The following is a 22,650-nucleotide window of genomic DNA, read 5'->3' as shown; positions in this document are numbered from 1 at the left end:
TACCATTTCAATACCGGAGTTCGGGGATGAAGCGACGCGATAGGAAGTCGGGCTTGCGCCCGCTCTCGCTCTGGCTGGCAGCGGGCCTGGCAGCGGCAACCGTCCCCGCGCTGGCACAGCCAGTCACCCAGCCGGCGATCTTCCCCACGCCGGTTTCGATCACGCTGCAGGGCGGCACCGTCACGCTGGGTCAGTCAGTGGTGCTGGTGGCGGCGCCGGGTGCGGATCCGGAATCGGTCGCGCTGGTACGCCGCATCCTCGGTACGGCCGGCGTCACCAAGATCGCCACCGCGGCGCGTCTGCCGGCCACGCTCGACCGCCCGCACATCGTGCTCGGCACTGGCGAGGCGGCAGTGGTGCGCGATGCGCTGACCCGCAGCAAGGCGGTACAGGACACCCACAAGGAGGGCTATACGCTCGCCAGCGTGGCGCTCGGCACCGGCAGCCTGATCACGCTGGCCGGTCATGACAACGACGGGCTGTTCCATGCGGCGCAGACGCTGCGCCAGCTGGTCGAGCGCCCGGCCATTCCGACCCTGGCGATCCAGGATCATCCGGCGATGCCGATCCGCGGCACCATCGAAGGTTTCTACGGCGCGCCATGGTCGATGGCCGACCGCAGCAAGCACATCGCGTTTCTCGCCCGCAGCAAGGCCAATACCTTCATCTACAGCCCCAAGGACGACCCGTACGCGCGCGATCGCTGGCGCGAGGCATATCCGGCCGCGACGCTGAAGGCGCTGGGCAAGCTGGCGGCCACCGCCAGGCGCAACCATGTCGACTTCGTCTATGCGATCTCGCCGGGGCCGTCGGTGTGCTTCTCCGATCCGGCCGATGCCAAGGCGCTGCTGCGCAAGTTCGATGCCTTCCGTGCGCTGGGCGTCCGCAGCTTCTACGTGGCGCTGGACGATATCGAATACACCAAGTGGAACTGCGAGCGCGACAAGACCACCTTCGGCGCGTCCGGCGCGCAGGCGGCCGGTATCGCGCAGTCGCATCTGCTCAACCTGGTGCAGGCCGATCTGGTCGCCCGCCACGATGCAGCCTCGGAGCTGATCATGGTGCCGACCGAGTATTACGACGCCAAGGAAAGCCCGTACAAGGAAGCGCTGCGCAAGCATCTGGACCCGAAGATCGTGGTGCAGTGGACCGGCACCGACGTGGTGCCGCCGGCCATTTCCATTCCCGATGCACGCGCGGCCACCAAGGCGTTCGGCCGCAAGACGCTGCTGTGGGACAACTACCCGGTCAACGATTTCGAAACCTCGGCCGGGCGCCTGCTGATGGCGCCGTATGCGCGGCGCGAGGCCGGCCTGTCGGCGGAGTTGTCCGGCATCGTCTCCAACCCGATGAATCAGGAAGTGCCCAGCCGGGTGGCGGTGATGGGGCTGACCGCCTTCGCCTGGAACGACACTGGCTACGACGCCCAGCGCACCTGGCATGCGGCCGCACGCGACCTGGCCGGTGGCGACGCGCAGGTGACCGCCGCGCTGCTGACCTTCTTCGATACCCAGCATCTGGCGCCGACCTTCGGCAGCCAGCCGTGGCAGGAACAGGCGCCGCGCCTGAAGGCGGTGCTCGACCAGGTGCACGAGGCGATTGCGCTCGGCGATGCGGCAGCGCGCAGCCAGGCCATCGCCGAGCTGGCGCGTACGGCCGACGCGTTCGCGGCCGCGCCGCAGACCATTCGTGCAGGCGTGGCCGACAAGGGCTTTGCGGAACAATCGCGCCCCTGGCTGGAGGCGATGGAAGGCTGGGGCCGCGCGCTGCAGCAGACCGCAGCCGGGCTGGATGCCGCCAATCGCGGTGACGCGCAGGCAGCAGTTGCGTTTGCCGATGCCAAGCGGATCGCCGCCGAAGCCGCGGCGATCCCCTCGATCCCCGGCGCCACGCGCTTCGGTGGTCCGGTCAAGATCGCCGATGGCGTGCTGGACCGCTTCGTCGCCGACGCACCGCAGTTGATCGCCTACCGCGCGCCGTCGACAGCCAAAGCGGCCGGCGCGCAGTGAGGAGCCGGGGCGGCGACCGGACGACCGGCTAGCCGCCTGGAGGGCGCCGCCGGTGCACGGCATCGGCGCGTCCCCCTGTCCACTGTGGTTTCCCCGCGCCGTTGCGCATCACCTGGCGCTTGCTCGCCAGGAAGATCGGCGCACTGTTGGCGTGGCATCGGGATGGCCAGGCTTGCAGCCCGGTGGGAGTGGCCCGCGTCGCCGGATCAGCACGCGGGACGCAGATCGATATGCGTTGTTGCGCAGGTGCTAACGCCGGTGCTGAATGCAGGGCGCTGTTGCACGTCACCGGCCAGGCATCGCGCCCGGCGCGCGCTGCATTGGCGGCGGGTGGCCGTGGCCTGCCGGTCAGCGGGTTTCAGTCGGCACTGGTTGGCTGCGCATCGCGCTTCAGGTGCCGATACAGCCGCTTCCAGCTGCCGCGGATGGTGCGTACCCAGCGCGGCTCGGCGCTGCGTGCGGCCTCGTCGGCGGTCGGCGCGATCCCGGCCAGGCGCTGGCGCATCTTCTGGAAATTGGCCAGGTCGCTGCGCTGCAGTTGCCGCGCCAGCGTGCCGCGCCGCAACCAGCGCGGGAAGCGCCAGGCCGAGGTGAAATCGATCAGCACCGGCACGCCGGCACTGATCACCACATTGGTGCCGTGCAGATCATTGTGGGTGATGCCGACGGCGTGCAGGCGGCGCAGCGCCTGCTGCAATTGTTGGAACACTTCCTGGCCGACCACCGCACTGGCGCTGAGGGTGTCGCCGGGGATGAACTCCATGCCCAACGCCAGCCCGCCCAGCGTGCCGAGCAGGGCCGGCGCGTGCCGCCAGCCGTGCAGGCGGGCCAGCATCTTGGCCTCGTGCCGCACCATCAGCCGCGCGATCGGCGCCAGCAGCGTACGGCGGTAGCGGCTGTAGTCCTTGACCACCGCCAGCTGCCCATCCAGATGCGTGCGATAGACGTTGGGCTCGAGCAGCCGGGTGCCCTGCTTGAGCAGCACGGGCGTGACGATTTGCAGGCTGGAGGTGTCCAGCGGCTGGTAATGCATGGCAAGTCTCCGGACCTTGGCGGCGCGGAGGAATCACGCGTCTGGCAGGTTCACGATGATCGCGGGGGATCGGTCCGGTGAATTTTAGAACTTGCGAGTATTGAAATTACATTTGTTTAACAAATGAAATGTTCCGGGAGTGGAACGGTTCGAAGAATCAATAGGTTGCCGCGTCAGCTGCAGTCAATCTTGTCGATATGTCCATACGACGCGCTGCCTGCAGCGAGCGTGCGTGGAGCGCAGCGCACGCCGTACCCGTTGGCAGGAGCGCTTCTCGGGGCGGCCGGCTGAGCACTGCGCGCACCGGTCAGCGATCACAGCCCTTCTTGACAGCTTCTGAGACTCGATTCACTGTGCCGGCTGCGGTCAGGGGGCTGCATCACACGTCAGTACCGGCACGTCCACGCGGACGATGCCTGAAGCCGAGTACGCGCACGATCCGGTGATGCTGGGAAAGCCCCCGAATGGGACAGCAACTGCGCCACTTCCGGACGCCGCCAGGTCATGCCTGCGTGCGCATGGATGCGGGGACGATGGAGGACGACTCATTGGGGAATGCAATGAAAAGGACCGCAACATGGCTGTTGGCCTGCACGGCGCTGGGCTGCGTTTCCGACGCGGCCGCACAGTCGTTGTCGCGTGGCTGGGATACCTATCGGCAACAGCAAAAGCAGCAACAGGCCGCTGCACAGAGCGGCGCAGCGCAGCTGGCGACGCCAGCGGCATCGAGCACTGCAAAAACGAACGACGACGCGCTGCAGTCAGCCGCAGCCAATGGTAGTTACACAGCTGGACCTGCCGAAGCCACCACCATCGCTTCTGCTCCATCCACGGCCGTGGCGCCGTCGCCGGCTCTCGCGTATCGGTCGGCGACGCCACGCGAGGAAGAGCAACGTCTCAAGAGCGGTGTCTTTCTTGGTGTGCAGGGCGGTCAGGGGAAAGTATACGAAGGCATCGATCAGGACATGCTCGGCTTTAATGCCGGCTATCGCTGGCGGGCAGGCCCGGTGACGCTGATCGGCATCGAAGCGGCGGTGGGAAAGCTGGCTCGCATCAGCGATCACGAGGACTCCTACGTACCCGGCGTGGAATTCGGCAGTCTGGGCGGCACTGCGCGTTTCAACTTTGGTGACAGTCCACTTTTCGCTGTGGTACGCCTGGGCTATTGGTCGGCCAATTCCAACGGCGAATCGAATGAGCGCGTGTCAGGTGCGTACGCGGGTGCCGGCTTTGGCGTAGACATTGGCCGGCACGCCAGTTTGAGCGTGTTCTATACCAACTATCTTTATGCCAACGACTATTACTACTCCGACGAAGACATCACCATCAATCGTGCCGAAGTGTTGAACGTTGGCGCTGAAGTTCGCTTCTGACCGGTTGCTTGATCAAAAGTGCGTAACGACAGGGCGGATGGTGGCATCCGCCCTGTCGTGTTTGGAGCGTGGAGAGCGCTGAATCCTTGGATGAACCGAGGCCTGCAGCGCGTGCGATGCCGCAACCTGCATGCTGGATGTGGTGTCATACAAGACAACGCTGCGGCGCAGGCGATCACGACGAGGAAGGTATGGAGGTCTTTACGCAATTCCTGACCGATGAGCAGGATCCGGTGGCCGTGGGCAAGATCCTGCCCAAGGTGAACGAGCTGCTGACGCGGGACGAGCAGGTCGAGTACATCGCAGTGCAGAAGAAAATGGTGGTGAACCTGTCGCCGGCCGCAGTGGTGCTGACCACTCGCAGATTCATCGTGGTGCACCCCACGCTGTTCGGAATGACGTTTCGCGATGTCCCCTGGCGCGAGGTGCTCGACGTGCACATGAGCGAGCAGATGCTGGGAGCGACGATCATGTGCCGCACCACGCAAGGCGGCTACCTGTCCATCGACAGCCTGCCCAAGAAGCAGGCACGGCGGGTCTACGCCTATGCGCAGCAGGTGGAGGAATCGGCCTACGAAAAGCGCCAGCAGCTGGAGTTCGACAAGTTGCGCGCATCGGCAGGTGGCGTGGTGGTGCACGCACCCACCGCGCAGGGCAGCGCGTCCTCGTCACCGCAGAGCACGGCAGCGGCCGCGGACGATCCGATCCAGGTGCTGAGCAAGCTCAAGCAACTGCTGGATGCGGGACTGGTGACCCAGGAAGAGTTCGACGCCAAGAAAGCCGAGGTGCTGGCGCGGTTGTAGCGCGCTCTGCACGGTTGCCTGGTTACGGCCTGGCCGTGATTACTGGCGCGCCGCCCGCATCCGCTGGCGGCGCGCTACGGTGCGTGAGCCGTGCTTACTCGCCCAGTGCCTTGGCCACGAACGGCGGTGCGACCAGCACGCCGGTATGCAGGTGCGCGGTGTAGTACAGCGTCTCGAAGCCCTTGGCCTGCGCAGCGTCCTGGCGGAAGGCGAAATCGGCGTTGGCCTGCTTGCTGGCCATGGTCACGCTCCACCAGCCGGTCGGGTAGCACGGCTGCGGGAACGGCAGGGTCTTGAACGACTGGAAGCCGGCCTTGCCCATTTCGGTGCGCATTTCCTTGATCAGCTCCAGCAGCGCCAGCGGCGATTCGGACTGCTGCACCAGGATGCCGTCGTCCTTCAATGCCTTGAAGCAGCTCTCGTAGAAGGCCTTGTTGAACAGGCCCTCGGCCGGACCGACCGGGTCGGTGGAATCGACGATCACGATGTCCACGCTGCCGGCCGGGCAGTTGGCCATGTAGGCCACGCCGTCGTCGAACAGCAGCTCGGCACGCGCATCGTGGTTGGAATCGCACAGCTCGGGGAAATACTTCTCCGACATGCGGGTGACCTGCTCGTCGATGTCGCACTGGGTGGCGCTTTCCACGCCCGGGTGCTTGAGCACCTCGCGCAGGGTGCCGCAGTCGCCGCCGCCGATGATCACCACGCGCTTGGGCGCGGCGTGGGTGAACAGCGCCGGGTGGCTGATCATCTCGTGATAGAAGAAATTGTCGCGGCTGGTCAGCATCACCGCGCCGTCGATCAGCATCAGCTTGCCCCAGTCGGTGGTCTGGTAGATCTCGATCTTCTGGAACGGGGACTGCACTTCGTCCAGCTTGCCGCTGATGCGGAAGCCGATCGCCGAGCCGGTCGGCTGGAAATGTTCGATGTACCAGTTGTCGTTGGCGCTCATGCAAGGTCCTGAAAGATGGGGCTGTTCCTTCTCCCACTTGGGAGAAGGTGGCGCGAAGCGCCGGATGAGGGTCGGGCGCAGCCGCGCACAGGCAAGCTGCTGGCGGCCATCCCGAACCCCCGCCAACCCCGCTCTAATCAGGAGCAGGGCGTGAAGTCGGCGCGGATTGTAACGGACCCTGCGCGTGCCAGGCGTTACACTTCACGCCCTTTTTGCCCCAGCCGAGTCAGCGAAATGAGCGATTGGTCCCTCGACCAAGCCCGCAAGACCTATTCGATCCCGCATTGGGCCGACGGGTATTTCGATGTGAACGACGCCGGACATGTGGTGGTCACGCCGACCAGCGACGGTCCGTCGGTGTCGTTGCCCGAGGTGGTGGACGCCGCGCGCGCAGCCGGCGCCAAGCTGCCGCTGCTGGTGCGTTTCCCGGACATCCTGGGCCAGCGCCTGGGCAAGCTGCAGGCGGCGTTCGCGCAGGCGCAGTCCGAATGGGATTACGCCGGCGGGTACACGGCCGTCTACCCGATCAAGGTCAACCAGCATCGCGGCGTGGCCGGCACGCTGGCCAGCCACCACGGCGACGGCTTCGGCCTGGAGGCGGGCAGCAAGCCGGAGCTGATGGCGGTGCTGGCGCTGTCGCGTCCGGGCGGGCTGATCGTCTGCAACGGCTACAAGGACCGCGAATACATCCGCCTGGCGTTGATCGGCCGCAAGCTCGGCCTGCAGACCTTCATCGTCATCGAAAAGCCCTCCGAGCTGAAGCTGGTGCTGGAGGAGGCGCGCGCGCTGGACGTCAAGCCGGGTCTGGGCGTGCGCATGCGCCTGGCCTCGCTTGGCGCGGGCAAGTGGCAGAACAGCGGTGGCGACAAGGCCAAGTTCGGGCTGTCGCCACGGCAGGTGCTGGACCTGTGGAAGACCCTGCGCGACACCGAGTACGCCGACAGCCTGCAGCTGCTGCATTTCCACATGGGCTCGCAGATCTCCAATGTGCGCGACATCGCCAACGGCATGCGCGAGGCCACGCGCTATTTCGTGGAGCTGTCGCGGCTGGGCGCCAGGATCAGCCATGTGGACGTCGGCGGCGGCCTGGGCATCGATTACGAAGGCACGCGCTCGCGCAGCTATTGCTCGATCAATTACGGCCTGCATTCCTACGCCAGCAACATCGTGCAGCCGCTGGCCAGCGCCTGCGAAGAGCACGGCCTGACCCCGCCGCGCATCGTCACCGAATGCGGCCGCGCGATGACCGCCCACCACGCGGTGCTGATCGCCAACGTGTCCGAAGTGGAGCGGGCGCCGGAAGGCCGCGTGCCGGACGCGCACGACGACGAGCCGGCAGCGATCCGCCACCTGCGCGAGATCCATGACGAGCTCGATGTGCGCCCGGCGGTGGAACTGTTCCAGGAGGCGCAGCACTTCCATGCCGAAGGCTTGAGTGCGTATGCACTGGGCCAGATCGACCTGACCCACCGCGCGCGTATCGACGACCTGTTCTATGCGATTGCGCATGGCGTGCGTGCACGCCTGAGCTTCGACGAGAAGAGCCATCGCCCGGTGCTGGACGAGCTCAACGAGCGGCTGGTGGACAAGTACTTCGTCAACTTCAGTGTGTTCGAGTCGATTCCGGATGTGTGGGCGATCGACCAGGTGTTCCCGATCGTGCCGATCGAGCGCTTGAACGAAGCGCCGCAGCGGCGCGGCATCATCGCCGACATGACCTGCGACTCCGACGGCATGGTCAAGACCTACGTCGAGAACGAAAGCCTGGACAGCTCGATGCCGCTGCACACGCTGAATCCGGGCGAGAGTTATCGCATCGGCTTCTTCCTGGTCGGTGCCTACCAGGAAATCCTGGGCGATATCCATAACCTGTTCGGCGATACCGATGCGGTGGAAGTGGCCGTGGACGGCGATGGCTATCGCATCGCGCAGCAGCGCCGCGGCGATACCACCGATGTGATGCTGGACTACGTGGGCTATCAGCTGGACACGCTGCGTGCGACCTATGCCGAGCGCATTGCCGCCGCGCAGCTACCGCCCGAGCGCGCACAGGAATTGAGCGATGCGCTGGAAGCAGGGTTGACCGGTTACACCTATCTGTCCGACGAACCGTTGGGCTGAGGCACTGCGCGCTGCGGCCGAGGCCGTGGCGCGCCATTCTGTTTCACCTTTGCGCGCACTGCATTGACGAGACGGCCCGCAACACCGCTGTGCGGCCGTAATGCGGCATGGCTCCGGGTCCGAACCCGGCGCCATTGCCGGACGCCCTGGCTTCTGCGCGCCCTGGCCGAGCCCGGTGACGTCCTGCCCCGACGACGACGTGCGAGGACCAACACCATCCGCTCAAGTCAGCGTCAGGCGATCACCAGCAACACCTGTGCATGCGTAATCGCCGCGGTGTGGCAATGACAATCAAATAACCGTCGTGTGACCATGAGGTTGCAGGCGGCATTCAAAAAAAGCGCTGTGTCTTGTGGAATGGTTGTCCCTGTAACGCAATAAAATCAATGCCGCTGCATGCAGTGGTCTTGGTGCATGCGGTCCCGGATGCGACATGAAAGACGCAAAATTCCCGGCAAAAACGCCTCGCCGGGTTGCAGCGCGATGCATGGCGGTCTGTTCCGTAGCGTGCAGCGCGCGAAAAACGCGATCTGTAGACCTATGCATCCAGAACACTAGTTGAAATCACACTTCGGCAAAAAATTTTTGCGGGTGACGCGGATTTCGTGATTTTTGCACGGTTTATCGCGGCGGCTAATTGTTAGTGTTTGTTTAACTTGTCGGGAAACAAGTGTTTTAGGAAAGTCAGTGCACGTCGTTGTATCGACGCTGCACGCCGCTTCGTGATGCGTTCCCATTGTGCGTTTCCATCGTATATCGCCGGCATGCGCTGGCGGTCGTCGGTGTCTCTTACCCCACGTTTCAAGGCCAGGTGCTGATCCGGCGTTCCACTGCCCGCATTGCGGACATGGCGCACCGGGCGACTGCGCGCCACACAAGAAGGATGCACGCAATGCACACCGACGCCTCTCCCGTGTTTCCCCTGACCAAAGCGCAACGCGGCCTGTGGGTCGCCAGCAAGTTGCATACCGACAACACCTTGATGTTGTCCGAAGCCCTGGAAATGTTCGGCCCGCTGGATCCGCAGCTGCTGATCCGCGCCAGCATGCAGCTGACGCGCGAATTCGACACGCTGCGGCTATGCATCGCCGAGCACGACGGCGTGCCGCATCAGGTGGTCCTGCCCGAATACACCGCCGCGATTCCGTATTTCAACGTCAGCGAAGATCCTTCCCCGCGCAACGCCGCCGAGCATTGGGTCGACGAAGAAATCCGCAAGCCGGAAGATCTGCAGAACGGGCCGTTATGGCATTGCGCGGTGTTCCGCCTTGGCGAAGACCACCATATGTGGGTGCAATGCGTCAGCCATCTGGTAATGGATGGCTATTGCGCCTCGATCATGATGCAGCGCATGGCGGTGCTGTATAACGCCTACGCAGAAAACCTCGAGCCGGAGCCTGCGCAATATGGCAGCGCGCTGTCGCTGATCGAGCTGGAACAGCAGTATCGCGAGTCCGATCGTTTTCAGCGCGACCGCAGCTACTGGATGCAGCAGCTGGCCGATCTGCCGCCGCCGGCGACCCTGGCGCGTCCGGGCAATCACCTATCGACCGGGTTATTGCGTGGCACCGGACAATTCTCGCCGCAGCAGGTGGTGCGGCTGCGCGCGCTCGGCAAGGACTATGGCGCCAGCCTGCCGCAGATGCTGATTTCGCTGATCGCCGCGTACTACTACCGTTGCACCGGTGCCGAGGATCTGGTGCTGGCCATGCCGGTGACCGGCCGCATCAATGCGCGCTACCGGCAGACCGCAGGCCTGGTGGCCAATGTGATTTCGCTGCGCCTGAAAATGGATCCGCAGCAGCCGGTGCATGCGCTGTTCGCGCAGGTGTCCTCGGTGGTCAGGCATGCGCTGCGCCACCAGCAATACCGCTTCGAGGACGTGCGCCGCGATCTGGGCATGTTCGGGATCGATCAGAAGTTCGCACGCCTGGCAGTGAACATCGAAGCCTTTGACTACGCACTGCGCTTTGGCCAGGCCTATGCGATGCCGCATAACCTGTCCAACGGCCCGGCCGACGATCTGACCATCTTCTGCTACGAGCGCGGCGACGGTGCCGCGTTGCGCTTCGATCTGGATGCCAATCCGGCGCTGTACGACAGCGACGAGCTGGCCGAGCACTGCCGCCGCCTGACCCATCTGGCCGATGCGGTGCTGGCCGATCCGGAATGCGCGCTGGGCCAGATCGATGTGCTGGGCGATGCGGAACGCCGCCGCCTGTTGCAGTCCTGGAACGCCACCGCCGCAGCGCTGCCGGAGCCGGCCACGCTGCTGCACGGCATGCTGCAGCGTGCCGAGCTGATGCCGGCGGCAGTGGTGGTGCAATACGACAACCGCACCCTGGACTACGCCACGCTGTGCGAACTGGCCTCGCGCATCGCTGCGCAATGGGTGGCCGATGGTGTCCGCCCCGGCGATGTGGTCGCCATCGCGTTGCCGCGCAGCGAGCAATTGCTGGTGGCCCTGCTGGCGGTGATGTGGAGCGGGGCGGCGTATCTGCCGCTGGACCCGGAAAGCCCGGCTGCACGCAACCGGCAGATGCTCAACGATTCCGGTGCCATCGCGCTGGTCTGCGAGCCGGCGTTGTGCGAGCGCTATCTGCTCGGCGGCGTGGTCTGGCTGGATCCGCGCCCGGCGGTGCTGCCGGCGGCAATCGCGCCGCTGGCCACGCCAGACGGTACGGCCTATGTGCTGTACACCTCCGGCTCGACCGGCGCGCCCAAGGGTGTGGAAATCAGCCATCGCAACCTGTTCAATTTCCTGCATGCGATGGAGCATGAGCTTGCGTTGCGTCCACGCGACCGCGTGCTGGCGGTCACCACCATCACCTTCGATATCGCCGGACTGGAGCTGTATCTGCCGTTGCTGGTGGGTGCGCGCGTGGTCATCGCACCGGCCGGCATCACCCACGATCCACGCAGCCTGTCGCGGCTGATCGCGCAGGAGCAGATCAGCATGGTGCAGGCGACCCCGTCGCTGTGGCGCATCCTGCTGGCCAATCAGGATCTGGCGCTGGACCGTATCCACGCCCTGGTCGGCGGCGAAGCCCTGGTGCCGGAACTGGCGACCCAGTTGCTGAGCCGGGTCGGGCGCCTGACCCAGTTGTATGGGCCGACCGAAACCACGATCTGGTCGACCATCATGCCGTTGCAGCTCACCGACGCTGCCGCCCCGCCGATCGGCAGGCCGCTGCTCAATACCCGCGTCTATGTGCTCGATGCGCAGCGGCAACCGCTGCCGACCGGCGCGATCGGCGAGTTGTACATCGGTGGCGCGGGCGTGGCCAAGGGCTATCGCGGCAAGCGCCAGCTGACCAGCGAGCGCTTTGTGCGGGACCCGTTCGCCGACGACGGCAGCAACATGTACCGCACCGGCGACCGCGTGCGTCAGCGCCGCGACGGCATGCTGGAATTCATCGGCCGCGCCGATGCGCAACTGAAGATCCGCGGCCATCGCGTGGAGCCGGCCGAAATCGAAAACGCCTTGCTGCTGCATTCGCAGGTGGCGCAGGCGGTGGTGGTCGGTCACCGCGATGGCGACCACGACGCGCTGCAGTTGCTGGCGTATGTGGTGGGCAAGCATGGCGCGACGCCATCACCCGAGCTGTTGCGCGCACATCTGCAGCAGCGCCTGCCGGCGTCGATGATTCCCACCTTGTGGGTGCCGTTGCAGGCACTGCCGCTGACACCCAATGGCAAGCTGGATCGCCGCGCCTTGCCCTCGCCAGGTGCGCTGCCGCAGCGCGCGCATGTGGCGCCGCGCGATGCGCTCGAACACCAGCTGGCAGCGATGCTGCAGGACGTGCTGGGCATCGAAGTGGTGGGTGTCGAAGACAACTTCTTCGAGCTCGGCGGCGACTCGCTGCGCGCAGCAGAAATGGCAGCACGCTTCCCGCAGACGTTCGGTGTCGAACTGCCATTGGGCACCCTGTTCCATGCGCCGACGATTGCCGGCCTGGCCGAGGTGATCAAGCGCAACGCGCAGACTCCGAACGACCCGCTCGGTGTGCTGTTGCCGTTGCGTGCGGGCACCCCGGGTACGCCGCCGCTGTTCTGCATCCACCCGGTGGTCGGCCTGGGCTGGTCGTATCTCACCTTGCTCGGTCAGCTGGATCCGCAGTGGCCGGTGTATGCCTTGCAGTCGCCGGGCTTGAGTGACCCGCAGCATCGCCCGGAAAGCATCGAGGCGATCGCGCGCGATTACTTGGCGCGGCTGCGCACGGTGCAGCCACAGGGGCCGTACCGATTGATCGGCTGGTCGCTGGGCGGCTTGATCGCCCATGCCATCACCGCCGAACTGCATGCGCTGGGCGAAGAAGTCGAATTGCTGGCGATGCTCGACAGCTACCCGCACCTGGAGCAGGCCGCGTCGCTGCCGGAATCGGAAAACGTGCGTGCATCGGTGCATGCGCTGGGCCTGCATCTGGCACCCGGCCAGCCGATGCCCACCACGGTGGCCGAACTGGCCAGCCTGCTGTGCGATCACTACGGCTTGAACGACTTGCCCGCAGTGCGTCAGCTGCTCGAGCAACGCCCCACATTGCTGGACGACATGGGCGGCATGACCCAGCACCACCTGCATCTGGCGCGGCGTCATCGTCCCAAGCCGCTGGACCAGGATGTGGTGTTCGTCGAAGCGAGCGTGCGCATGACCTCCGGCGGCGACGATACGGCGTGGGTGGATTACCGGCCGCAGGCCTGGCGCCCGTATGTGCGCAACCTGCAGCTGCATGTGCTGGACAGCGACCACCACTCGATGCTGTCGTCCACGCATGCGGCCACGCTCAGCGCACTGCTGCACGCGGCCACCACGAAAGCCGCACAACGCGATGGCAGCATCGCCACCGCCAGCGACGGGGTGGCCGAATATGCCTGAGTCTTCCGTCAACGCGGGACGCCAGCGCCCGGTGCTGATCGCCACCCTGGGCACGCATGGCGATGTGCGCCCGATCATCGCGCTGGGCCGTGGCTTGCAGGCGCGCGGTTACCCGGTGCGGGTGCTGACCAGCGCCAACTTCGAAGCGCTGATCCGCGCCAATGGGCTGGACTTCTTCCCGCTCAGCGGTGACCACCAGAAACTGCTGCAGGGCCATCCGGATGTCGCCGAGATGCGCGGTGGCTGGCGCGGCATCTGGGGCACCTTGCGCGCGCAGCTGCTGGAGTGGGCGCGCGACTGGGCCGAGCAGGGCCGCGCGGCCTGTGCCGATGCCGGCCTGATTCTCGGCGTCGGCAGCGCCAGCCTGCTGGCGCATAGCCTGGGCCAGGCCTACGGCCTGCCGGTGGTGTTCACGCAATTGCAGCCGCTGACCGCCTCGCGGCATGTGCCGTTGATGGTGATGCCCACCGTGCGCCTGCCCGGGCTGGTGAGCGTGGCGCTGCATCACGCGGTGCGCTTTGCCGGCTGGCAGCTGATGCGCCCGGCGCTCAACGGCATCGTGCGCCCGGCCTTGGGTCTGCCGGCGTATCCGTGGAGCGGGCCCGATCGCAGCGCCCAGCGCGTGGTGTATGGCTACAGCGAGCATCTGTGCCCACGCCCGCCGGACTGGCCGGACCGGGCCCAGGTCAGCGGTTTCTGGCAGTTGCCGCAGCCGCAGTGGCAGCCACCGGCCGCGCTGCAGGCGTTTCTGCAGGCCGGCCCGCCGCCGCTGTATATCGGTTTCGGCAGCATGATCAGCAGCGATGCGGCCCAGCTCACCGCCATCGTCAAGGCGGCGGTGCGTCTGACCGGTCAACGCGCGCTGCTGGCCAGCGGCTGGGGCGGGCTGGCGGCCGCGGAAGACGCATCCGACGATGCCCAGCGCTTCTTCCAGCTGGAGCAGGCACCGCACGATTGGTTGTTTCCGCGGGTGTCGGTGGCCGTGCATCACGGTGGTGCCGGCACCACCGGTGCGGCGCTGGCTGCGGGGATTCCGTCGGTGGTGCTGCCGTTCGGCTATGACCAGCCGTTCTGGGCGCACTGCCTGGCCCGACGCGGCGTCGCCCCGCCGGCGCTTGCACGGGTCGGGCTGCAGCCGGAGACCCTGGCCGATGCCATCGGCCAGGCCAGCGCGCCGAGCATGCGCGCAGCGGCGCGCGCGCTGGGGCAGCGCATCCGCGAGGAGGACGGAATCGGCCGTGCGGTGGAGCAGCTGGAAGCCTGGGGATTGCTGCAACCGGCGCTGTCGGTGGCGCCGGCCGTGCGAATCGAGCAGCAGGCCGTCGCGTGACACAGGCCGATGCGTGATGGTTGACGCTGTGGGGGGAGCCACAGCGTCAACATTGGATTGGCTGCGGCAATGCGGCTGGCCTCACCGAAGCCCCTTGGCTGCTGCACGGGCGTGGCGCTGGCGTGTTGCTGTCGCCGATGGGTGGTCGGCCGGACCATGCCTGCATGACGGAGTGAGGTGGAAACAACGTCTGCGTTGCTGATCCGAGCTGGCGAATGCGGCCAGCGCCGGCATCGTCGCATCGGTAGGATGCGGCACAATCGGGCTCCCTCGGCTTTGCATCGCCCGCATGCGCTACCCCGCTCTCGATCTGCTGCGTGGCTTCGCCATTGTCTGGGTGATGCTGTTCCATTCCTTCGTGGTCGGCGGTCTGGGGCCGGACTGGGCGTGGTTGTCGCGCTACGGCTGGATGGGCGTGGACCTGTTCTTCGTCCTGAGCGGCTTTCTGATCGGCACGCAGGTGCTGAGGCCGCTGGCGCGCGGGCAACGCCTGGACTTCAGGGAGTTCTATCTGCGCCGCGCGTTTCGCATCCTGCCGGCGTTCTTGCTGGTGCTGGTGATCTACATGGCGTGGCCGGATTTTCGCGAGTCGCCCGGGCTGGCGCCGTGGTGGATGTTCGTCACCTTCACCCTGAACCTGTTCGTCGACTACGGCCGTGACGCCGCGTTCTCGCACGCCTGGTCGTTGTGCGTGGAAGAACATTTCTATCTGGTGTTTCCGTTGCTGGCGACGCTGCTGCTGCGTCGGCCCTCGGCCGCACGCTTTGGCGTGCTCTGCGTGCTGGTCGTGGTTGCAGGCATCGCGCTGCGTGCCGGCATCTGGTGGCACAACACCGCCCTGGACAGCGCTGGCGTCGGTCTGCAGCGCAACTGGTTTATCGAAGACATCTACTACCCGACCTGGAACCGTCTGGACGGTCTGCTGGCCGGTGTCGTGCTGGCGGTACTGAAGGTGTTTCGCCCCACGCTCTGGCAACGGCTGCAGCAACACGGCAACGCCATCCTGTGTGCCGGCGTGGCGATTCTGGCGCTGGCACTGTGGCTGTTCCGCGAGCGCACCGGCCTGATCGGCAATGCGGTGGGCTGGCCGGTGCTGTCGCTGGGGCTGGCCTTGCTGGTGCTCGCCGGCACTGCCAGCAGCGGTGTGCTTGGCGGTTTGCGTGTGCCGGGCGCGGCATGGCTGGCGGCCATCTCCTACAGCCTGTATCTGACCCACAAGGCCGTCTTCCATCTCACCCAGGGCTGGTTCGGCCCGGCGCTGGAGGGGCGGGGCGTGCTGGCATTTGCGGTGTATGGCCTGGTGGCAGTGCTGGGCGGCGCGCTGTTGCACTACGCGGTGGAGCGCCCGTTCCTGCAACTGCGCGACAGGATGCTGCGGCCAGGCGCGCAGCCGTTGGCTGCCGCCGATCGCGGCTGACCAGGCAGAGCAAAACGCCGCGCAATGCGCGGCGTTGTCATCAGCCCTGGCGGTACGCCGGTTGCCGCGCCGCACCGAGCTTGGATGCGGCGCAATCTGCCAACGCGCCGACCAACCCACCATCGGATCGCGACGCGACCGAGGCATTGGCGTTGCAGGCCATCGTCACTGCGCGTCGCGCGCCACCTGGAAACCGGCGAACGACTGCGTGACCGGCATGATTTCCAGCCGATTGATGTTCAGATGCGCCGGCAGGCTGGCGACGTAGAAGATCTGCTCGGCGATGTCCTCGGCGGTCATCGGGGTGGCGCCGCGGTACAGCGTGTCGGAGGCGGCCTGGTTGCCGCCGGTGCGCACCAGGGTGAATTCGGTTTCGGCCATGCCCGGTTCGATCGAGGTCACGCGTACGCCGGTGCCGTGCAGGTCCGCGCGCAGGCCCAGCGAAAACTGCTGCACGAACGCCTTGGTGCCGCCGTACACGTTGCCGCCGGTGTAGGGGTAGGTCGCCGCGACCGAGGCGATGTTGATGATGGCGCCGCGGCGTGCGATCAGCGCCGGCAGCAGGCGGTGGGTGAGGGTGACCAGCGCGGTCACATTGGTGTCGATCATCTGCTGCCACTGGGTCAGGTCGGCCTGTTGTGCAGGCGCGGTGCCCAGCGCCAGCCCGGCGTTGTTGACCAGCACATCGATGTCGGCAAACTCGGCCGGCAATGCGTCGATCGCTGCCGACAAGGCCTGCGCATCGCGCATGTCGAAGGCAGCGGTGTGCACCTGGCCGGCAGGCAGCTCGGCCGCCAACGCATCCAGGCGCTCGGCGCGGCGGCCGGTGGCGATGATCTTCCAGCCGGCGGCGGCAAAACGGCGCACGGCGGCGCTGCCGAATCCGGAGGTGGCACCGGTGATCAGAACAGTCTTGGACATGGGGGATAACTCCTGCGAACGAGGGGGTCAGGCAAAGGGATCAGGGGGTCGTGGCAGCGCCGGGTGCGTGGGCCTGGGCACGGCGCGCGCGCAGCTCGGCCTCACTGAGCGGCTCGCGCGTCACTACGCGACCGTGTTGCACCTGCAGGAGCAGATACGGTGCTTCTGCGGTGCCGGGTGCGCTGTCGCCGGCGCTCGCGGCGGTTGGCAGGGCGATCACCAGCTCGCCATCGATCCAGTCCGCGGCGACCGGGGCGGTTCGTCCGGGGAACAACACCTCGAGCGGTAACGCCGGCGGCGCGGTGTCGCAGGCACCGATGACGATGCGATCCAGCAGCACTTGCGTCTGCTCCACGCGCCAATCGGCCTGGTAACCGCGCCAGTTTGCACTGCAACTGCCCAGCGCCGGCCGCGCATGCGCTACGAACCGTTGCCAAGTGGCCTGGTCGTCCAGCACCGGCGCCAATGGCTCGGCCAGCAGCACCGCGTCCTGCCCGTCGATCCGGATGCGGTCGGGAATCTGCTCGGTGGCGTGCGCCGCGCCGATCAGTCCCCACCACAACCACAGGCCGGCGGTGCGCTGCAGCACGGCGGCTACTGCGCCTTGATCGCAATGGCGGGCAAGCCGCTACCGGTCAGTTTCTGCTTGGCTTCTGCCAGTTCGCTGGCGCTGCCGTACGGCCCCATGCGCACGCGGTAGACGGTCTTGCCGCTGATGTCGGCCGACTCCACGCGTGCGGCCAGGCCCATCATCGCCAGCTTGGCCTTGGTCGATTCGGCATCGCCGGAGGCGCCGAACGAGCCGGCCTGCAGGATGTAGCGGGTGTTGTCGGTCACTGCAGAGGCAGCTGCCGGGGTGGCAACTGCTGCTGTCGCTGCCGGCTTCGGCGCAGCGGTTGCAGCCGGCGTGCTCAGTGCCGCAGTGCTGGCCGGGGCCGGCGTGGCGGCCGGGCGTGCCGGGGCGGTCTCGGCCAATGGCTTCGGCGCGCTGGCGGCCGTTTCGGTCAACGGGACCGGCACGCTGGCGGCCGGCGTGGCTGCCGCCACACTCGCACCCGGTGCAGGCGCGACCGGCTTGCCTTCCAATGCGGCGCGCGCACGTGCAGCTTCCTCGGCGCGCGCGCTGGCCGCCAGTTCGGCATCGGACATCTGCACTTCCTTGCCGGGCAGCAAGGTATAGAAGTCGTACTGGGTCTGCGCATCGCCCGGCTTGGCCTGCGGCTTGGGCGGTTGCGCGCTGGGCTTGGGCAGCTCGGCCGGCGTATCCACGTCGGCATCGGCCACCGGCTCGGGCTGTGCGTCGGGGTTGGCGCGCGGGCCTACGCGCAGGAAGCCGTCGCCGTCCTTCTTGAACAGGTTGGGCGCGGCCAGAAAGATCACTGCCGCAATCGCAGCGCCCGCCACCAACCACACCCAACCGGGGGTGCCATTGCTGGTGTTGCGTCGCGCCTGACTCTTACCGCGTCGTGCTGCCATCTACCACTTCTCCGAATCACGTCGTTGCGGGCCATGCGGCCCGGCTTACATCTTTTCTGGGGCGCTGACGCCAAGCAGTTCCAGGCCGTTGGCGAGCACCTGTTGCGTGGCGACGGCGAGGGTGAGCTTGGCGTCGCGCTCTGCGGCATCGTCCACCAGCAGTTTGGTGTTGTGATACCACGTGTGGAAGGCGTGCGCCAATTCACGCAGGTATTGCGCGATCTGGTACGGCTCCAGCGTCTGCCCGGCGATTTCCACCACCTCCGCATAGCGCGACAGCTCGACCATGACGTTGAGCGAATGCTCGTCGTCCAGGCGCGCCAGCTCGGCCAGTCCATGCGCCTGCTCGTACTTGTAGCCCTTCTCCTGCGCCTGCCGCAGCACGCTGCAGACGCGGGCATGCGCGTACTGCACGTAGAACACCGGGTTGTCGTTGCTCTGCTGCCGGGCCAGGTCGATGTCGAAGGTGAGCTGCGAGTCGGGCTTGCGCGCGATCAGGAACCAGCGCACCGCATCGGCGCTGGTTTCCTCGATCAGATCGCGCAGGGTGACGTAGCTGCCGGCACGCTTGGACAGTTTCACTTCCTCGCCGCCGCGCATCACCGTGACCATCTGGTGCAGCACGTACTCCGGCCAGCCTTGCGGGATGCCCAGTTCCAGCGCCTGCAGGCCGGCGCGCACGCGCGTCAGCGAGCCGTGGTGATCGGCCCCCAGCTCGGTGATCGCGCGCTCGTAGCCGCGCTGCCACTTGGTCAGGTGGTAGGCCACGTCCGGCACGAAGTAGGTGTAGGTGCCGTCGGACTTGCGCATCACCCGGTCCTTGTCGTCGCCGAAGTCGGTGGACTTCAACCACAACGCACCGCCTTCCTCGTAGGTATGGCCGGAGGCGATCAGCTTCTGCACCGCCTCTTCGACCTTGCCGTCCTTGTACAGCGAGCTTTCCAGGAAATAGATATCGAAATCGACGCGGAACGCGGCCAGGTCGTGGTTCTGCTCGTTACGCAGGTAGGCCACGGCGAAGCGGCGGATCGCGTCGAAATCGGCAGGGTCCTTGCCGCCGGTGACCAGGTGGCCTTCCAGGTCGACGGTGTCGCCAGCCAGGTAGGCGGTGGCCACATCGGCGATGTAGTCGCCGCGGTAGCCGTTCTCCGGCCAGCCGTCGCTGTCGGGGGTGAGCCCCTGCGCGCGCGCCTGCACCGACAGGGCCAGGTTCTCGATCTGCACGCCGGCATCGTTGTAGTAGAACTCGCGCTTGACGTTCCAGCCGTTGGCATCGAGCACGCGCGCCAGGCTGTCGCCGATCGCCGCGGCGCGGCCGTGGCCGACGTGCAGCGGGCCGGTCGGGTTGGCCGAGACGTATTCCACGCCCACCGAGCGGCCGTTGCCGGCCAGCCCGCGGCCGTAGTCGTGGCCCTGCTTGAGCACATGCGCCACTTCGCGCTGGTAGGCGGTGGGGGCGAGGTGGAAGTTGATGAAGCCCGGGCCGGCGATCTCCACCTTGGCCACGTCGTCGCTGGCCGGCAATGCGGCGACCAGCGCCTGGGCCAGCGCGCGCGGGTTGCTGCGCGCCGGCTTGGCCAGCAGCATCGCGGCATTGGTGGCGAAGTCGCCGTGCTCGCGCGTCTTGGGCCGCTCGACCACAAAATCCGGCGGCAGGGTGTCGGCAGGCAGGGTACCGTTGGCGCGCAAGGCTTCAATGCCTTGGCCGATCAGTGCGCGGAGTTGGGCTTTCACGTGGGATCTGCTTGGAACGAAACCACCGATTTTACCCGACCGCGCGCCCCGGGGTCGGGCCGATGGTTCAGGTCACCGCCGCGCGCTCATCCCAGCCAGCCGCGCTCGGCCAGCGAGACCGGACGCCCGTCGCCGATCACGAAGTGGTCCAGCAGGCGGATATCCACCAGCTCAAATGCATCCAGCAGGCGCCGGGTGACCGCGCGGTCGGCCTCGGACGGCTCCGGATTGCCTGAAGGGTGGTTGTGCCCGACGATCACCGCCGCGGCATTGTGCAGTAGCGCCCGCCGCACCACTTCGCGCGTGTGGATGTCGGCCCCGTCGATGGTGCCGGTGAACACTTCCTCGAAGGCGATGGCGTGATGGCGGGTGTCCAGGTACAGCACCGCGAACACCTCGTAGGGGCGCGCACGCAGCCGCTGCGAAAAGTAGCGGCCGACGCTGGGCGGGTCGCTGAGCGCGTCGCCGCGTTCCAGTGCGCTCAGCAGGTGGCGGTGCGCCAGTTCCAGCGCCGCACTGAGCTTGCAGGCCGAGGCCGGACCCAGGCCGGGCAGGCGCGCCAGGGCGGGCGCCGTGTGATCCAGCAGCACGCGCAGCGGGCCGTGGCGCAGCAGCAGATTGCGTCCGGTCTGGACGGCGTCCTGGCCGCGCAGGCCGGAGCCGACAAAGATCGCCAGCAGCTCGGCATCGGACAGGGCAGGCGCCCCGCGCGCCAGCAGTTTCTCGCGCGGGCGTTCGTGGGTGGGCCAGTCGTGAATGTGCATATGGCGAGATTGCCGGTGCTCATCGCTCACGCCTATCAGGCCGGACGGGGGCATCGGCTAATCTAGTTGTCCTTGTAACCGTAGGACGACTCCGACGTGATCGGCTCCACTCAGGCCCGCCCCCTGGACGGACAGCGCTTGCTGCTGTGCGTCGGCGGAGGCATTGCCGCTTACAAATCGCTCGAACTGGTCCGTCGCCTGCGCGACGCCGGTGCGCAGGTGCAGGTCGCCATGACCAGCGGCGCGCAACAATTCGTCACCCCGCTCAGCTTCCAGGCACTGTCCGGGCAGCCCACCCGCACCACGTTGTGGGACAGCGCCGCCGAGCAGGCGATGGGACATATCGAACTGGCGCGTTGGGCCGATCAGGTGATCGTCGCCCCGGCTACCGCCGACCTGCTGGCGCGGCTGGCGCACGGCCTGGCCGACGATCTGGTCAGCACGCTGTGCCTGGCCACCACCGCGCCGCTGACCGTTGCCCCGGCAATGAACCACCGCATGTGGCTGCACCCGGCCACGCAGGCGAACGTGGCGACCCTGTCCGCGCGCGGCGTGCGCGTGGTCGGTCCCGAGGACGGCCCGCTGGCCGAAGGCGAGTCCGGCCCCGGCCGGCTGGCCGAGCCGGCGGCGATCATCGCCGCCCTGGCCGGCGGTGCCGGCAGCGCCGCGCCGCTCGCCTCCAAGGCTGCTGCCGCCCCGGCGTTCGTGCCCAGCAGCGCGCAACTGGACGGCCTGTGCATCGTGATCAGCGCCGGCCCCACCTTCGAGGACCTGGACCCGGTGCGCTACGTGGGCAACCGCAGCAGCGGCAAGATGGGCTATGCCCTGGCCGCTGCCGCTGCCAGCCAGGGCGCCGACGTGGTACTGGTCAGCGGCCCGGTGCACCAGACCACCCCGGCCGGGGTGCGGCGGATCGACGTGCGTTCGGCTGCGCAGATGCGCGATGCGGTGCTGGGCGCGTTCCCGGCCGACATCTACATCGGCGCCGCCGCAGTGGCTGACTACACCCCCAAGCGGGTGGTCGCGCAGAAGATCAAGAAGACCGGCGAGACGCTGACCCTGGAGCTGGTGCGCACCCCGGACATCCTGGCCGAGGTCGCCGCGCAGACCGGCGCGCTGAAGCTGGTGGTCGGCTTTGCCGCTGAAACGCACGACGTGGAGCATTACGCGCGTGGCAAGCTGGCCGCCAAGCGGCTGGACCTGATCATCGCCAACCAGGTGGGGATCGAGGGCGGCGGCTTCGAAAGCGACAACAACGCCGCCACCGCCTACTGGCAGGGCGGCGAGCGCGCCTTCCCCAGCAGCAGCAAGACCGAACTGGCCGACCAGCTGTTGGCCCTGATCGCGGAGAGATTGCAGGCATGAGCACCCCGACCCAGTCCTTGCAGGTGAAGCTGCTCGACCCGCGCTTTGGCGATCTGTGGCCGCTGCCGGCCTACGCCACCGACGCCAGCGCCGGCATGGACCTGCGCGCCGCGCTGGAAGCGCCGATGACGCTGGAACCGGGCGATGCGGCGCTGATTCCCAGCGGCATCGCCATCCATCTGGCCGACCCGCAGCTGTGCGCGGTGATCCTGCCGCGCTCGGGCCTGGGCCATCGCCACGGCATCGTGCTCGGCAACGGCACCGGGCTCATCGATGCCGATTACCAGGGGCCGCTGCTGATCAGCACCTGGAATCGCGGCCGTGAGGCCTTCACCATCGAGCCGGGCGACCGCATCGCACAGCTGGTGATCCTGCCGATCGTGCGCGTGGGCTTGCAAGTGGTGGATACTTTCGTCGACAGCGCGCGGGGAGCGGGTGGATTCGGCCACACCGGCGTGCGCTGACGGGGGACGTCA

16 protein-coding genes are annotated in these 22,650 nt (G+C 67.0%); 9 read left to right on the top strand and 7 right to left on the bottom strand.

Annotated features, from left to right (window positions below):
• The first annotated feature begins 26 nt into the window (after positions 1 to 26).
• Positions 27 to 2,009 carry a glycoside hydrolase family 84 protein gene (locus tag AC1PLS_RS19300; RefSeq protein WP_184381528.1) on the top strand — a complete coding sequence of 661 codons (1,983 nt, stop codon included), beginning with the start codon at positions 27 to 29 and terminating at the stop codon, positions 2,007 to 2,009.
• A gap of 358 nt (positions 2,010 to 2,367) precedes the next feature.
• Here AC1PLS_RS19300 and AC1PLS_RS19295 read toward each other — a convergent pair whose 3' ends face one another.
• The gene (locus tag AC1PLS_RS19295; protein WP_046344826.1) at positions 2,368 to 3,042 is read right to left on the bottom strand and encodes an RIO1 family regulatory kinase/ATPase domain-containing protein; all 675 of its coding nucleotides are present in this window, start codon (positions 3,040 to 3,042) and stop codon (positions 2,368 to 2,370) included.
• A 560-nt stretch (positions 3,043 to 3,602) separates the two neighbouring features.
• On the opposite strand from AC1PLS_RS19295, the gene AC1PLS_RS19290 reads away from it, so the two are divergent.
• Together AC1PLS_RS19290 and AC1PLS_RS19285 are read left to right on the top strand one after the other, a co-directional pair.
• Entirely contained in the window at positions 3,603 to 4,415 is an 813-nt protein-coding gene (locus AC1PLS_RS19290) for a hypothetical protein (protein WP_167710075.1), read from the top strand.
• A 191-nt stretch (positions 4,416 to 4,606) separates the two neighbouring features.
• Complete coding sequence (locus AC1PLS_RS19285; RefSeq protein ID WP_046344822.1) at positions 4,607 to 5,218, top strand: PH domain-containing protein; 612 nt, start codon at positions 4,607 to 4,609, stop codon at positions 5,216 to 5,218.
• A gap of 94 nt (positions 5,219 to 5,312) precedes the next feature.
• Here AC1PLS_RS19285 and speE read toward each other — a convergent pair whose 3' ends face one another.
• Positions 5,313 to 6,170 carry a polyamine aminopropyltransferase gene (speE, locus tag AC1PLS_RS19280; protein ID WP_024939717.1) on the bottom strand — a complete coding sequence of 286 codons (858 nt, stop codon included), beginning with the start codon at positions 6,168 to 6,170 and terminating at the stop codon, positions 5,313 to 5,315.
• 234 nt (positions 6,171 to 6,404) lie between these two features.
• Between speE and speA the strand changes: the two genes are divergently transcribed.
• From speA to AC1PLS_RS19260, 4 genes are all read left to right on the top strand, one after another.
• Positions 6,405 to 8,291, top strand: coding sequence for an arginine decarboxylase (gene speA / locus AC1PLS_RS19275; protein ID WP_184381529.1), 1,887 nt, complete (start codon positions 6,405 to 6,407; stop codon positions 8,289 to 8,291).
• 892 nt (positions 8,292 to 9,183) lie between these two features.
• Positions 9,184 to 13,167, top strand: coding sequence for an amino acid adenylation domain-containing protein (locus AC1PLS_RS19270; protein ID WP_481103989.1), 3,984 nt, complete (start codon positions 9,184 to 9,186; stop codon positions 13,165 to 13,167).
• Entirely contained in the window at positions 13,160 to 14,497 is a 1,338-nt protein-coding gene (locus AC1PLS_RS19265) for a glycosyltransferase (protein WP_184434774.1), read from the top strand. The genes AC1PLS_RS19270 and AC1PLS_RS19265 overlap by 8 nt, the downstream gene beginning before the upstream one ends.
• Positions 14,498 to 14,786: 289 nt before the next feature.
• Positions 14,787 to 15,914, top strand: a complete 1,128-nt coding sequence (locus AC1PLS_RS19260) for an acyltransferase family protein (protein WP_184434772.1) — start codon at positions 14,787 to 14,789, stop codon at positions 15,912 to 15,914.
• Positions 15,915 to 16,079: 165 nt separating this feature from the next.
• Here AC1PLS_RS19260 and AC1PLS_RS19255 read toward each other — a convergent pair whose 3' ends face one another.
• From AC1PLS_RS19255 to radC, 5 genes are all read right to left on the bottom strand, one after another.
• Positions 16,080 to 16,835, bottom strand: coding sequence for an SDR family NAD(P)-dependent oxidoreductase (locus AC1PLS_RS19255; protein ID WP_016901972.1), 756 nt, complete (start codon positions 16,833 to 16,835; stop codon positions 16,080 to 16,082).
• 40 nt (positions 16,836 to 16,875) lie between these two features.
• Entirely contained in the window at positions 16,876 to 17,424 is a 549-nt protein-coding gene (locus AC1PLS_RS19250) for a hypothetical protein (RefSeq protein ID WP_184434769.1), read from the bottom strand.
• A gap of 5 nt (positions 17,425 to 17,429) precedes the next feature.
• The gene (locus AC1PLS_RS19245) at positions 17,430 to 18,311 is read right to left on the bottom strand and encodes an SPOR domain-containing protein (protein ID WP_024940447.1); all 882 of its coding nucleotides are present in this window, start codon (positions 18,309 to 18,311) and stop codon (positions 17,430 to 17,432) included.
• A gap of 45 nt (positions 18,312 to 18,356) precedes the next feature.
• Complete coding sequence (gene argS / locus AC1PLS_RS19240) at positions 18,357 to 20,045, bottom strand: arginine--tRNA ligase (RefSeq protein WP_016901969.1); 1,689 nt, start codon at positions 20,043 to 20,045, stop codon at positions 18,357 to 18,359.
• Between the two features lie 86 nt (positions 20,046 to 20,131).
• Positions 20,132 to 20,809 carry a RadC family protein gene (radC, locus tag AC1PLS_RS19235; protein WP_049818219.1) on the bottom strand — a complete coding sequence of 226 codons (678 nt, stop codon included), beginning with the start codon at positions 20,807 to 20,809 and terminating at the stop codon, positions 20,132 to 20,134.
• Positions 20,810 to 20,905: 96 nt separating this feature from the next.
• Between radC and coaBC the strand changes: the two genes are divergently transcribed.
• Both coaBC and dut read left to right on the top strand, forming a co-directional pair.
• Positions 20,906 to 22,174, top strand: a complete 1,269-nt coding sequence (gene coaBC / locus AC1PLS_RS19230; protein ID WP_184381533.1) for a bifunctional phosphopantothenoylcysteine decarboxylase/phosphopantothenate--cysteine ligase CoaBC — start codon at positions 20,906 to 20,908, stop codon at positions 22,172 to 22,174.
• The gene (gene dut / locus AC1PLS_RS19225) at positions 22,171 to 22,638 is read left to right on the top strand and encodes a dUTP diphosphatase (RefSeq protein ID WP_016901966.1); all 468 of its coding nucleotides are present in this window, start codon (positions 22,171 to 22,173) and stop codon (positions 22,636 to 22,638) included. The genes coaBC and dut overlap by 4 nt, the downstream gene beginning before the upstream one ends.
• Positions 22,639 to 22,650: the final 12 nt, after the last annotated feature.

The sequence above is a fragment of the Xanthomonas sp. NCPPB 3218 genome (genome assembly GCF_056725185.1).
The sequence above is the reverse complement of the archived record's forward strand: the minus strand, read 5'-3'. Positions and strand labels throughout refer to the sequence as shown.

Excerpts from the sequence above, each read along its gene's own strand:
- AC1PLS_RS19300 (WP_184381528.1), top strand. The coding sequence starts at position 27 with ATGAAGCGACGCGATAGGAAGTCGGGCTTGCGCCCGCTCTCGCTCTGG.
- AC1PLS_RS19295 (WP_046344826.1), bottom strand. The coding sequence starts at position 3,042 with ATGCATTACCAGCCGCTGGACACCTCCAGCCTGCAAATCGTCACGCCC.
- AC1PLS_RS19290 (WP_167710075.1), top strand. The coding sequence starts at position 3,603 with ATGAAAAGGACCGCAACATGGCTGTTGGCCTGCACGGCGCTGGGCTGC.
- AC1PLS_RS19285 (WP_046344822.1), top strand. The coding sequence starts at position 4,607 with ATGGAGGTCTTTACGCAATTCCTGACCGATGAGCAGGATCCGGTGGCC.
- speE (WP_024939717.1), bottom strand. The coding sequence starts at position 6,170 with ATGAGCGCCAACGACAACTGGTACATCGAACATTTCCAGCCGACCGGC.
- speA (WP_184381529.1), top strand. The coding sequence starts at position 6,405 with ATGAGCGATTGGTCCCTCGACCAAGCCCGCAAGACCTATTCGATCCCG.
- AC1PLS_RS19270 (WP_481103989.1), top strand. The coding sequence starts at position 9,184 with ATGCACACCGACGCCTCTCCCGTGTTTCCCCTGACCAAAGCGCAACGC.
- AC1PLS_RS19265 (WP_184434774.1), top strand. The coding sequence starts at position 13,160 with ATGCCTGAGTCTTCCGTCAACGCGGGACGCCAGCGCCCGGTGCTGATC.
- AC1PLS_RS19260 (WP_184434772.1), top strand. The coding sequence starts at position 14,787 with ATGCGCTACCCCGCTCTCGATCTGCTGCGTGGCTTCGCCATTGTCTGG.
- AC1PLS_RS19255 (WP_016901972.1), bottom strand. The coding sequence starts at position 16,835 with ATGTCCAAGACTGTTCTGATCACCGGTGCCACCTCCGGATTCGGCAGC.
- AC1PLS_RS19245 (WP_024940447.1), bottom strand. The coding sequence starts at position 18,311 with ATGGCAGCACGACGCGGTAAGAGTCAGGCGCGACGCAACACCAGCAAT.
- radC (WP_049818219.1), bottom strand. The coding sequence starts at position 20,809 with ATGCACATTCACGACTGGCCCACCCACGAACGCCCGCGCGAGAAACTG.
- dut (WP_016901966.1), top strand. The coding sequence starts at position 22,171 with ATGAGCACCCCGACCCAGTCCTTGCAGGTGAAGCTGCTCGACCCGCGC.